This is a genomic window from Bacteroidota bacterium, assembly GCA_030706565.1.
GTDB lineage: Bacteria > Bacteroidota > Bacteroidia > Bacteroidales > JAUZOH01 > JAUZOH01.
Map to the genome: position 1 here is coordinate 1 of JAUZOH010000087.1, position 12560 is coordinate 12560.

Genomic DNA, 12560 nt, shown 5'->3' on the forward strand with positions numbered 1-12560 from the left:
AACAAATGTTTCGCCTTCAAAATGCTTTACCGGCAAAATATTCAGCTCCTGAGCAGAAATAGTCTTTGCAAACATGAATTAATTCTAGTCGTTATTTTGATAATCGCGTTGCCTTTGAGCAATAAACGAGGAATCTATATTGGGTTTATGGTCATGAACTTCATCCTCCTCTTCTTGAAAAGTTTCATCGGGATTATAGCATAGGGAATGAATTGCCCCCAGGGCATTGACAGCCAGCTGCCCCCAATACTGTTCAAAGTTTGTCTGGCAGGTGCAAAGGGCGTCATTGACTAACTCTTCATCACCCGATTTAAAAACAGAAACAAAGTCTTTCAGGTCCTGATAAATGTCACTCAGGTTTTCCGACAGACTTGCATTAACGGGCTCACCCAGTTCCCTGGCTTCAGGTAAAAAAACTTCAGTATAAATATCCTGGTTTCCAAACTTAAGAAGCAACTTATTATTCAGATCTGTCCAATCCTTTTCTGTAACAAACTTTTCGCTTTCTTCATCCTCGCTGATATACTGGACCTTGGGCAACATTGCTCCTTTGAGATAAAGTAAAGTCAAAATTTTTTGTACGGTGGACAGAAATTCAATCCTGCTCATCTCAGGAATATTTTCTAAAAAATTGCAATATTCCTTTGCAACAGTCAGGAATTCAATAACATTAGGCGAAAAAACCACCTTTTTCAACTCTTCTTTCATCTTGCCAAATCATTAACTCAAAACCAACGGAATAAATCAGGTACAAAGGTAAACAATTTTTTAAGTTATGGCTGCCACACTATTTTATTGTCGTCCAGGCATGTTATTTTGTCATTATCGAGCAACCAGTCCATCACTTTAAGGACTTTTTCTTCATCCAGATGAAGGTTATCAATGATATCTTCCCTTCTGGCCGGGGCTTGCAGGAGCAAATTCTTTATTTGTCCGCAGATCAGGTCAAATTCAGGCTGTTCCATGTCTGGTTGCTTACGGCTTCGGCACACATCACACTTTCCACAGGGAGAAGCACCTTTTTCCCCGAAATAATCCAGCAAAAACTCACTTCTGCATCTGTCTTTCCCAGAAGCATAATCAATCACTTTCTGAATTTTTGACACATAATTTTCTTTTCGTATCCTGTATTTTTCTTTTGAAATAAAGAGATTCTTATCATCCAGCCTTTCTTCGGTATATACAACCAGTGAGGTTTTCTTCTGTGGAATATAATTTATCACCTGGTATTTACTGAGTTTGATGAGATACTGGTAAACAGTTTCCTTGCTAATGCCAGTCTTTGAAGCCAGGTAATCTTCGTATATGGCCGTATAATCGCTGAACATGCCACTGTAAGTTCGAAGCAGAAGCTTGATAAAAGCATCGAAATGAACATTAGCCACCTGGAATTTATATAAATCATCCCGGTTGACGATAAAATGGACTTTGGAAGGATTGTTCATGTCGTCTGTAAGCTCCAGATAACCTTCACGTTGAAGAAATTTCAAGCTGTTATAAACGACAATCATATTAAAATTAAAAGTAGTAGAAAAAGTGGCCAGGTTAAAATCAAAGGCCATATCCTTTCCTCCGCCTAAAGGAATCTGGAAATAATTTCCCAAAGCCTGGTATATGCGCTTAATCAGATCGGTCTCAGGAAAATTAACAGCGATTCTTTTTTCAAGATTGATCTTATCGGAATTATTATAAAGTAAGACAGCCCAGGAGGGTTTGCCATCCCTGCCTGCCCTGCCAGCTTCCTGGAAATATTCCTCCAGCGTATCGGGCAGGTCTATGTGCAGGACAAAACGGACATCAGGCTTGTCAATGCCCATGCCAAATGCGTTGGTTGAAACAATAATTCTTGTTTTACCGGATTTCCATTCAGCCTGTCTCCGGCTTCGCTCAGAATCACTCAATCCGGCATGATAAAAATCGGCCGAAAATTTATTCTGCTTAAGAAGTACAGCTATTTCTTTGGCTCTTTTCCGGCTCCTGACATATACGATTCCGCTGCCTTTGAGCTTTTCGATTGATTTTAAAAGATATTTCTGCTTATCGTCAGTTTCTTTCACAAAATAAATGAGGTTCTTCCGCTCAAAACTGGTACTAAGCACATTTTTTTTCTCAAACCTGAGTTTTTCCTGGATATCATCTACCACATCAGGTGTGGCAGTGGCAGTAAGTGCAAGCAATGGCACACCGGGCAATATATCACGTAAGTCGGCAATTCTAAGGTAAGATGGCCTGAAGTCGTATCCCCACTGGGAAATACAATGCGCTTCGTCAACAGCAATCAGGTTGATATTCATTTTTTGTACCCTTGCACGGAACAAGTCAGTACCAAGGCGTTCGGGAGAGATATACAAAAACTTGTACCCGCCATACAGGCAATTTTCAAAAGCAATGTTTATTTCGTCCGGGGTCATGCCCGAATAAACAGCAATAGCTTTGATTTCACGTCTTTTAAGATTCTCCACCTGATCCTTCATCAGGGAAATCAGGGGAGTGATCACCAGGCATAAACCCTCATTAGCCAGAACGGGTACCTGGAATGTAATGGATTTCCCTCCTCCTGTGGGCATCAGGGCCAAAGTATCCCTGTTCCCGCAAACCGATTGCATTACTTTTTCCTGCAGGGGACGAAATTCCTGGTAACCCCAATGAAGGGTTAATATTTGTTTATACAAATCTGCCGAATAAGTAAGCATAAAAATGGTTTTCTTAAATATTGTTTAAAATTAATCAACCTGCATCAATAATTCAACAATTTTTCATATCAGTCTTTAAAAGTCAACTTAAAAGAAGTGGGATTAAAAAGAATGAAAGCAATTTGGCAAAGTTGTTTTTTTTGTAACTTAGCAATTTATAATCAAAAAAATAAGCCCATGTCCTTTTACGAAGACAAAGTAATGTTTGAAGGATTGACTTTTGATGACGTCCTGCTGGTACCGGCCTATTCAAATGTTTTGCCGCGGGATGTAAATGTTTCTACACAATTTACAAGGCACATCAAATTGAATGCGCCCATTGTATCAGCAGCCATGGATACGGTTACTGAGGCGAACCTTGCTATTGCCATTGCCAGGGAAGGCGGAATTGGCGTAATTCATAAAAATATGGGCATTGCCGAACAGGCCAAGCAGGTAAAAATCGTTAAACGTGCTGAAAATGGAATGATTTACGACCCGATTACCATTGGGAAAGAGAAAAATGTCAACGATGCCATTAACCTGATGCTGGAATACAAAATCGGCGGGATACCAGTTGTGGATAAAAACCATATCCTGATTGGCATTGTAACCAACCGTGATTTAAGGTTTGAAAAAAACCTCAACCGCCCCATCAGCGAAGTAATGACCAGGGAAAATATCATCACCACTTCACAGGACACAGATTTGGAAATGGCTTCCAATATCCTGCAGAGGTATAAAATTGAAAAGCTTCCTGTTGTTGATGAACATAACAAACTAATAGGCTTAATTACCTACAAAGATATTACCAAGGCCAAAGACAGGCCCAATTCCTGTAAGGATTCCATTGGCCGCCTGAGGGTAGCTGCAGGTATTGGGGTAACTTCAGATACCATGGAAAGGATTGAGGCCCTGGTGCATTCAGATGTTGACGCCGTTGTGATCGACACGGCCCATGGACATACAAAGGGAGTTATTGACATGCTGAAACTTGCCAAATCAAACTTTAAGGATATTGAAGTTGTTGTGGGCAATATAGCCACCCCGGAAGCAGCCCGGGCTCTGGTTGAAGCCGGTGCTGATGCAGTAAAGGTCGGCATTGGACCCGGTTCAATTTGTACGACACGGATAATTACAGGTGTCGGTGTTCCACAATTATCATCCATTTATAATGTTGCCGAGGCCATTAAAAATTCAGGCATTCCTTTAATTGCTGATGGAGGTATCCGCTATTCGGGGGATATAGTCAAAGCCATTGCTGCCGGAGCAAGCAGCATTATGGCAGGTTCACTGTTTGCAGGCGTTGAAGAATCACCCGGTGAGACGATCATTTTCAATGGACGTAAGTATAAGTCATACAGAGGGATGGGATCAATTGAGGCCATGCAACAAGGTTCAAAGGACAGATATTTTCAGGATGTGGAAGATGATATCAAGAAACTTGTGCCAGAAGGAATTGAAGCCCGCGTACCTTACAAAGGCACCTTGTATGAGGTGGTTTATCAGCTTTTGGGAGGGTTGCGTGCAGGAATGGGTTACTGTGGTGCAAGAAATATTGAACAGCTTCAACAAGCAAAGTTTGTGAGAATAACCAATTCAGGAATTGTTGAGAGCCATCCACACGACGTTACCATAACCCGTGAATCTCCAAATTATAGCAGATAATATATTTTGTTTTTTGACGTTCATTACACATGAAGCTATTAAACCTCGCGTAAGATGAAATTTACTTTTTTCAGTTCACTGGTTGGTCTCTTGTTTATATGCAGAATAGTCCCTGCCCAGGAACAAACTGAAGTTTTAATGACTATCAATGGCAATCCTGTAACCAAAGCAGAATTTGAAAGGATATACAAGAAAAACGATATCAATTTGCCGGGATACAGCCCTCAATCACTGGACAGCAGCCTGGAAATGTTTATAAATTTCAGGTTGAAAGTCGCAGAAGCCGAAAAATTAAAATTTGATACGGCTTCTTCTTTTGTTAGCGAATTGAAAGGATACAGAGATCAACTGGCTAAATCCTATCTGACGGCCCAGGATATGCTCAATGAAATGGAAAAAGAAGCATATTACCGCCTGAAAAATGAAGTAAATGTCCGACACATCCTGATCAGAATTTCGCCTTCTGCCATTTCCGATGATACTTTAAAAGCCTATCAAAAAGCTTTGTCTGTCCGTAAAATGGTCATTGACGGCGAACCTTTTGCCCAGGTTGCAGCAAAACTTTCGGATGATTCCTTATCAAAAAATAATGCAGGGAACCTGGGCTATATTTCCGCATTCAAAACCGGTTATGCTTTCGAATCGGCTGCCTATTCAACCCCTGAGGGCTCTGTTTCTATGCCTGTCAGAACCCGGGAAGGCTATCACCTGCTTGAGGTGACCGATACCAGAACGGATCCAGGAGAGATCAAGGTGGCCCATATCATGATTATTGTGCCTTTCGGCTCGGATGTTTCAAAAGATGATTCGGCAAGGAATGCCATCAATCAAATTTATGTGAAGCTAAAAAATGGTGAAGATTTCAGCACACTATCCTCGGAATATTCCGAAGACAGGAGCACTGCAAAAGAAGGTGGCGTGCTGCCCTGGTTCGGACCCGGTAAAATGATCCCTGAATTTGAAACTGCCGCTTTCGCCCTTCAAAAAAATGGTGATTTCTCAAGGCCTGTTCATACCCCCTACGGATGGCACATCATTAAACGCATTGACAGGAAAGCCATTCCGCCCTTCGAACAGCTAGAGGGCGAAATCAGGAAAAAAATTGAAAACGACCCGGAAAGGCAATATTTCCTGAGGGAAATATTTATCAAAAGGCTGAAAAAAGAATATGCTTTCAAAGAAGACAAAAAAAACCTTCTTCCCTTTTATTCATTGGGAAATGCCGACTTTTCTTCAGCTAAAGGACTTAGCAAACCTCTCTTCTCCTTCGACAATAAAACCTTCAGCCAAAAAGATTTTGGCGAGTTTATGAAACAACATCCGGAAACCTGTCCCATCAAGGATATTGACAATCTCTACAATGAATTTGTGGAAGAGTCGCTGATGAATTTCGAAAACAGCAGGCTGGAACAAAAATATCCCGAATTCCGGTATATCACCCAGGAATATCACGATGGTATTTTACTTTTCAATATAACCGACAGCCTGGTATGGTCGAAAGCCATTACGGACACCACGGGACTTATCCATTTTTATGAAGTAAATAAAGACAATTATCTCAGCGGGAAACGTTTAGAGGCTACAATTTACAGTTGTCCTGATGCCAATAAAACCAAAACCGCATATCAACTGGTTAAAAAGTCAAAATATAAATTCAATGACCCAAAATTAGTCGAAAAAGTTTGCGGTAAAAGCAATGACCATCCCTGCCTGCAAATTGAACATAAAATATTTTCACAGGGAGAGAATAAATTACTGGATTCCATTGGCTGGAACTTAGGACTTACAAACATCATTGATAAGGATGGCTCTGTAATTTTTATCTCCAGGGATGCCGAACTCAAACCGCAGCCCAAACCGCTGAATGAAATTAAAGGACTCGTAACTGCAGATTATCAGTCATACCTGGAAAATCAATGGATTAAAGAACTGAGAAAAAAATATACAATAGAGTTAAACAGAAAAATTTTGTATTCAATAAAATAGCTTTTCGTTAAAACAAGATTAAATTTGCACAAAAAGTTGTTGGTTAAAATGTGCCAACATTCTTATATAAATGATCTGTCGGATGAACAATCGCACATTACTGTTATTTCTTCTGATGTTTATGCCTGTAATACTGGGAAGTTGCCGGCATAAAGAGGGCGACAAAGCAGTAGCAAAAATATATGGAAAGGTATTGTACTTATCGGAGGTAGGAGAAGCAATACCCGATGGCACAAATGCTACAGACAGCGTTGAACTGGCAAAAGCATTCATTGACAACTGGCTGAAAAAACAGCTTATATTAAAAAAAGCAGAACAAAACCTCGACAGTAAACAAAAAGATGTATCCCAACTGATAGAAGATTACCGCACTTCACTGCTTACTTTCAGATACGAACAATTACTGGTGCAACAAAAATTGGATACTTTAGTCAGCCAAAAAGACATCCAGGATTATTATAAGGCCAATCTGCCCAATTTCATACTAAATGACAATATTGTAAAGGTTGTATATATCAAGTTGCCTTTAAAATCGCCGGAAATGGAAAAGGTGTTACAATGGTATAAATCGACAAAAGATGAAGATTTGGCCCAACTTGAAAAATACTGCACAAAATATGCAGTGAAATTCACTTATTATGGCGATAAATGGATTGCTTTTTCGGCCATTTTAGATGAATTGCCCAATAAAATCAATAATCCCGAGGGATATTTGCAGACCCAGAGCCTTATTGTGAATAAAGATAAAGCTTTTGAATATCTGGTTCATATCAGGGACCATCGTCTCAAAGGGACAGAAGCGCCAATAGAATACGTTGCTTCCGATATAAAAGCCATCATATTGAACAAACGGAAGCTTTCGTTTATAAATAATTTGGAAAACAGCATTTACAACGATGCTGCAGATCATAATGTATTCAAAATATATAAATAATACCGGAACATGAGGAGATACGCATTTGCATTATTATTGCTTTTTTATTTGTCATTCCAGGCTCAGGGACAAAGTCAGATCATTGATCAGGTAGTTGCTGTTGTAGGCAGCAATATGATTTTACTTTCTGATATTGAAAGTCAATATACTCAGCTAAAAGCACAGAATAAGCATCTGGACGAAGGTGCACATTGCGAGATATTACAAAACATGATGGCCCAAAAACTCCTGCTTAATCAGGCAAAAATAGACAGTATATCCGTTTCGGAGAGCCAGGTTGACATGCAATTGAACAACAGGATTGATTATTTTATCAATCAGATCGGCAGTAAAGAAAAACTGGAAGACTATTTTAAAAAGACCATTTTGGAAATAAAAAATGACTTCAGGGATAATATCCGTGAACAGTTGATGACTCAGAAAATGCAGGAAAATATCATGGATGCCATCAAAATCACCCCTTCCGAAGTAAAAAGTTTTTACAACAACCTCTCGCAAGACAGCATTCCCATGGTCCCCATTCAATTGGAATTGGCCCAGATTATGATTTATCCTCCTCATGACGAAAAAGCAATATTTGATGTTAAACAGCAATTGTTGGATTTACGGAAAAGGATTTTAAACGGGGAAAGTTTTTCTGCTTTGGCTGTCTTATATTCAGAAGATGGATCTTCGGTAAATGGCGGTGAAATAGGATTCCGTTCAAAAGCCGAACTCGATCCCGCATATGCCAACGAAGCCTTCAGCTTAAAAGGAAGTAATGTCTCCAAAATTGTGGAATCCCAATTTGGCTACCATATTATTCAACTTATAGAACGAAGGGATGATAAGGTTAATACCCGTCATATACTCATGACCCCTAAAGTATCTCCCGAGTCCATGCTCAAAGCTAAAACCCGCCTGGATAGTATTTTGCACTTGATTTCAATTAAAAAGGACACCCTGAACTTCGAGATGGCCGCTAAATTTTTCTCGGAAGACAAAAATACCAGTGCAGGAGGCGGTATGTTGGTCAATCCTACCGACAACAGCACCAAATTTACGGTAGATCAAATAGATCCTGCTGATTATTATTCTATTAAAGATTTAAAAATAAACCAGATTTCTGCTCCCTTTGAATCAAAAGACGAAAATGGCAAAAAAGTTTATAAGGTAATGATGATCAAATCCCGTCATGAAGCCCACAGGGCAAATTTTAAAGATGATTATACGCTTTTACAGGATCTGGCCCTAAATCATAAACGTGAAGCTTACATGAAGACCTGGATTGCTGATAAACAAAAGACCACCTTCATTCATGTCGGAGAACCCTTTAAAGACTGTTCTTTCGTCAATGAAAATGATTCGTGGGTAAAATAATTTTCAGCAAACATATTTAGAAGAAACAATTTTCAATTGCACTACAGAAAAATAAAATCCACCTCATATCGATTTACCAATTTAGAGGGTATGCCTGGAAGTGCTATGAGAAAATATAAATTAACGGACTTTCAACAATGTTCAATAAATTAAATAAATTATCCATTACAAATAAAATCAAGGCATTTCACAATAATTGTGACCTGAAAAAGAGTAAAATGAGGGGTTTCCATTCATATAAGTTTTTATTGCTTTTAGGTATTTTTTCTTTTTTTTGTCTTTCCGGTAAGCTGTTGGCCCAGGGTTCGAAAGTGGAAATTGTTAACGCCAATTCTATTCAATACAACAGCATGGTTTTTGGAAATGTCAAAAGGTTAATCGGCAATGTTATTTTCAAGCAGTCGGGAGTTACCCTGAAGTGCGACAGTGCCTATTTTTTCAGCAATAATACAGTGGATGCTTATGGACATGTTCATGTTCAAAAAGGAGGTTCGCTCAATATCCGTGGAGAGTTAATGCACTATGACGGGAACCTGAAACTTGCACATATCTTAAGAAATGTGGTCTTGGTTGATGAAAAAACCATTTTGCATACCCAGGCTATGGATTATGATATAAAAACCAGCAGTGGTTCCTATGTCGTAGGAGGCGAAATAAGAAGCGGGGAAAATACTTTGCACAGCCAGGAGGGATATTATTATTCAAATGAACATTCTTATCTTTTCAGAAGGAACGTGATATATAAGAATCCGGAATATACCATTCATTCGGATACCATGCGCCTTAATTCCATAACCAATGTTGCTTCATTTTATGGGCCTACCCATATTACGACCAAGGATAATAAGATATACTGTGAACGCGGCTGGTATAATTCAAGCCGGAGTATAGCAGAACTCACAAAAAAAGCTGTAGTTACGGGTAAAAACCAATATATCAGGGCAGATACACTATACTATGACAAAAAAAACGAGATAGGCAAAGCATTTTCAAATATCACCATGATTGATACAGCACAAAATGTTATCATGCAGGGTAATTATGCTGAATATCACAAGAAAAACCAACACTTTTTAATGACCAACCGTGCTTTGATCATTAAAATTGATAAACCCGATACTTTGTTTCTTCATGCCGAAAAGTTTACTTCGGATCCGGATACTTTGCCCAACCAAAAGATTTTAAAGGCCTTTTACAAGGTTAAGCTTTTCAGGCCCGATATGCAGGGCAAATGCGATTCAATGGTTTATACAACAGCCGATAGCATCATCAGACTTTACAAAGAACCCGTGCTGTGGAACCAGGAAAATCAACTTTCGGCCAATGAAATCAGGCTTTATACAAAGAATAGGGTAATGGATCATGCTGAATTTATTGGGGCGGCATTTATCGCCTCTAAGGAAGATTCCACTAAGTTCAACCAGATCAAAGGAAAGGAAATGACCGGATATTTTAAAGACAACGAAATTTACCGTTTAAATATTAAAGGAAATGGTCAGACCATTTATTTCCCTAAAGATAAGGATAAGTTTATAGGGGTCAATAAGGCAGAAAGTTCGGATCTGATTATTTATATCAAGGATAGAAAAGTGGACCGTATCATCTTCCTAAAAAAACCGGTGGCCACCTTGTATCCACTGGGTCAACTTTCTCCGCAGGAAATGGTCCTGGATAATTTCAAATGGGAAGAACAATACAGGCCACATTCAAAAGAAGATATCTTTACCTGGGAAAACTCCCCTCAACTAAAACAACCTTTCAATAAGAAGAAGAAAAAATAAATATTTTCTTCGGAAATTTTTCTAAAAAAGCATAATCTGAAAAATAAAAATCAGATTATGCAAAAGAGAAACAAGATGTAAACCTTAATTAACATCTAATGAAAGTACCCGACTGAATCAATATTCGTCTTCATTGAAAAAGAAATCATCCTTGCTGGGGTAATCGGGCCAGATATCTTCAATACCTTCATAAACATCACCTTCATCTTCAATTTCCTGAAGGTTCTCAATTACTTCTAATGGTGCTCCTGAACGAATTGCGTAATCTATCAATTCGTCTTTAGTGGCTGGCCAGGGAGCATCTTCCAATTTTGTAGCCAATTCTAATGTCCAATACATATTAGTGAGTAATTTAAATTCCCTTAAGGCATTTTAAAAAGTTTGCAAAACTATAAAAAAATATTACATGCCAATTATTTATTTATCTATTTCCAATAATTTTCTTTGATATGAAAAAAATCAGCCAGGCTTCTGCCTAAAACAAAGAGGTAATCGGATAAACGATTCAAATACATAACTACCATATTATCTATATTATGTACTTCATTAAGCCGGACCACACATCTTTCTGCCCTTCTGCAAACAGTCCGGGCAACATGACAAAGGGAAACAGCAGGATGCCCTCCCGGAAGGACAAATGAAGTCAGGGGAGGTAATTTCTCATTCAATTGATCAATTTCCCCTTCCAGAAAACTCAGGTCAGAATCTGAAATTTTCCTGTCCAGTTTGTACGGGTTTTCCGAATCTACAGCCAAAATGGCTGCACAGGTCATCAGGTTGTTCTCGGCAATCAATAAGAGGGACTGAGTATATTCATCAATCGGCTGATCGCGCAACAAACCGATATAGGCAATAAGTTCATCAACCGTACCATAAGCTTCAATTTGCAGGTCAGCTTTCGAAATCCGCTTTCCTCCTATCAACGAAGTAAACCCTTTATCACCAGTTTTAGTATATATTTTATGCATCATTTTATGAAAAAGAAGTAAAAGCAGGATGTTCGTTAATTTCGTCCGATTCTATCTCTCCGTCTTTCAACCGGATAATCCTGTGGGCATGTTTGGCAATGTATTCTTCATGGGTAACCAGCACAATCGTATTGCCCCTGCTGTTAATTTCATCAAAAAGAGACATGATATCAATGGAAGTCTTGGTATCGAGATTACCTGTAGGTTCGTCGGCAAGAATGATAGAGGGGTGGTTAACCAGAGCCCTGGCTACGGCAACGCGTTGGCGCTGGCCTCCCGAAAGTTCATTAGGCTTATGGTGCATCCTGTCCTCCAATCCTACGCTTTTAATCAATTCCATTGCACGCTGATAACGATCATCTTTTGATTTCCCGGCATAAATCATAGGCAATGTCACATTCTCAAGTGCCGAATAACGGGGCAACAGGTTGAAAGTTTGGAAAACAAAGCCGATCTCCTTATTTCTGATTTCAGCCAGTTGATTATCCCCAAGTTTGCTGACATCATGGCCATTCAGTATATAACTGCCGGATGTGGGGGTATCCAGACAACCAATCAAATTCATGGCAGTTGATTTTCCCGAACCGGAAGGCCCCATAATGGCAATATATTCGTTCCTCTTTATGGTCATTGATATGGAACGTAAAGCCGGTACAACGATACTACCTACAATATAGTCTTTTACTATATCATGAAGCTCGATCACATTGTCCATGGTTAGCGTTTTTTGTTATACGAATATAGCAAACTATTTTAATACACAAAAAATATAGCCAAGTTTTTAGAAATTTAAAACAAAATTTTCCTTTTGGAATCCATTTTTGAAAAACAAGATGCCTGTAAAAAATAAATCTATACTCAAGGATACGCGTTCTTCTTTTTTCAGGATATCCCAGGCCTCTTCCATTTCAGCCGACCAGTGAATGTCATCCAAAACCATAATACCGGAAGAAACCATATTGACGGAAATAAGCCGGAAATAATTTAACACAGGTTCTTTCCGGTGATTTCCGTCAATAAATACCAGATCGAATTTAGAAATTTCTTTAAGTAAAAGAGGTAAGTTATCATCAAAACGTCCACGAATCAGACGGATATTATTCAACCCCAACCTTTTGAAATTTTTTTGGGCCAAATCAGCCAAGGAAGAATCAGCTTCAATGGTAATAACCTTTGCCTCCGGTCTGGCCGA

The 12560-nt window shown here is 39.0% G+C and carries 11 protein-coding genes; 5 read left to right on the forward strand and 6 right to left on the reverse strand.

Going from position 1 to position 12560, the window contains the following annotated elements; genetic code table 11:
- Positions 1–84: 84 nt before the first annotated feature.
- Positions 85–708: a DUF5063 domain-containing protein gene (locus Q8907_06515; GenBank protein MDP4273915.1), complete on the reverse strand. Its 624-nt coding sequence runs from the start codon at positions 706–708 to the stop codon at positions 85–87.
- A 65-nt stretch (positions 709–773) separates the two neighbouring features.
- Entirely contained in the window at positions 774–2693 is a 1920-nt protein-coding gene (locus Q8907_06520) for an ATP-dependent DNA helicase RecQ (GenBank protein MDP4273916.1), read from the reverse strand.
- A 177-nt stretch (positions 2694–2870) separates the two neighbouring features.
- Between Q8907_06520 and guaB the strand changes: the two genes are divergently transcribed.
- The 5 genes from guaB (at position 2871) to Q8907_06545 (ending at position 10400) form a co-directional block, all read left to right on the forward strand.
- On the forward strand, positions 2871–4340 hold the full coding sequence (gene guaB, locus Q8907_06525; protein ID MDP4273917.1) for an IMP dehydrogenase: 1470 nt from the start codon (positions 2871–2873) through the stop codon (positions 4338–4340).
- 54 nt (positions 4341–4394) lie between these two features.
- Positions 4395–6326, forward strand: coding sequence for a peptidylprolyl isomerase (locus Q8907_06530; GenBank protein MDP4273918.1), 1932 nt, complete (start codon positions 4395–4397; stop codon positions 6324–6326).
- An 82-nt stretch (positions 6327–6408) separates the two neighbouring features.
- Positions 6409–7260, forward strand: coding sequence for a hypothetical protein (locus Q8907_06535; GenBank protein MDP4273919.1), 852 nt, complete (start codon positions 6409–6411; stop codon positions 7258–7260).
- A 9-nt stretch (positions 7261–7269) separates the two neighbouring features.
- On the forward strand, positions 7270–8619 hold the full coding sequence (locus tag Q8907_06540) for a peptidylprolyl isomerase (GenBank protein ID MDP4273920.1): 1350 nt from the start codon (positions 7270–7272) through the stop codon (positions 8617–8619).
- Between the two features lie 218 nt (positions 8620–8837).
- Positions 8838–10400: an OstA-like protein gene (locus Q8907_06545; protein MDP4273921.1), complete on the forward strand. Its 1563-nt coding sequence runs from the start codon at positions 8838–8840 to the stop codon at positions 10398–10400.
- Positions 10401–10517: 117 nt separating this feature from the next.
- Here the strand turns inward: Q8907_06545 and Q8907_06550 are convergent, their stop codons facing one another.
- The 4 genes from Q8907_06550 to Q8907_06565 all read right to left on the reverse strand — a co-directional run.
- Positions 10518–10739, reverse strand: coding sequence for a DUF2795 domain-containing protein (locus Q8907_06550; GenBank protein ID MDP4273922.1), 222 nt, complete (start codon positions 10737–10739; stop codon positions 10518–10520).
- An 86-nt stretch (positions 10740–10825) separates the two neighbouring features.
- Complete coding sequence (locus tag Q8907_06555) at positions 10826–11371, reverse strand: cob(I)yrinic acid a,c-diamide adenosyltransferase (GenBank protein MDP4273923.1); 546 nt, start codon at positions 11369–11371, stop codon at positions 10826–10828.
- Between the two features lies 1 nt (position 11372).
- Entirely contained in the window at positions 11373–12083 is a 711-nt protein-coding gene (locus Q8907_06560; protein MDP4273924.1) for an ABC transporter ATP-binding protein, read from the reverse strand.
- A 66-nt stretch (positions 12084–12149) separates the two neighbouring features.
- A partial coding sequence (locus tag Q8907_06565; protein ID MDP4273925.1) for a class I SAM-dependent methyltransferase occupies positions 12150–12560 on the reverse strand: 411 nt, incomplete at its 5' end.

Bases quoted from the DNA above. Each gene is read 5' to 3' on its own strand.
- Q8907_06560 (MDP4273924.1), bottom strand. From the start codon at position 12,083: ATGGACAATGTGATCGAGCTTCATGATATAGTAAAAGACTATATTGTA.
- Q8907_06535 (MDP4273919.1), top strand. From the start codon at position 6,409: ATGAACAATCGCACATTACTGTTATTTCTTCTGATGTTTATGCCTGTA.
- Q8907_06520 (MDP4273916.1), bottom strand. From the start codon at position 2,693: ATGCTTACTTATTCGGCAGATTTGTATAAACAAATATTAACCCTTCAT.
- Q8907_06550 (MDP4273922.1), bottom strand. From the start codon at position 10,739: ATGTATTGGACATTAGAATTGGCTACAAAATTGGAAGATGCTCCCTGG.
- guaB (MDP4273917.1), top strand. From the start codon at position 2,871: ATGTCCTTTTACGAAGACAAAGTAATGTTTGAAGGATTGACTTTTGAT.
- Q8907_06545 (MDP4273921.1), top strand. From the start codon at position 8,838: ATGAGGGGTTTCCATTCATATAAGTTTTTATTGCTTTTAGGTATTTTT.
- Q8907_06555 (MDP4273923.1), bottom strand. From the start codon at position 11,371: ATGATGCATAAAATATATACTAAAACTGGTGATAAAGGGTTTACTTCG.
- Q8907_06540 (MDP4273920.1), top strand. From the start codon at position 7,270: ATGAGGAGATACGCATTTGCATTATTATTGCTTTTTTATTTGTCATTC.
- Q8907_06530 (MDP4273918.1), top strand. From the start codon at position 4,395: ATGAAATTTACTTTTTTCAGTTCACTGGTTGGTCTCTTGTTTATATGC.
- Q8907_06515 (MDP4273915.1), bottom strand. From the start codon at position 708: ATGAAAGAAGAGTTGAAAAAGGTGGTTTTTTCGCCTAATGTTATTGAA.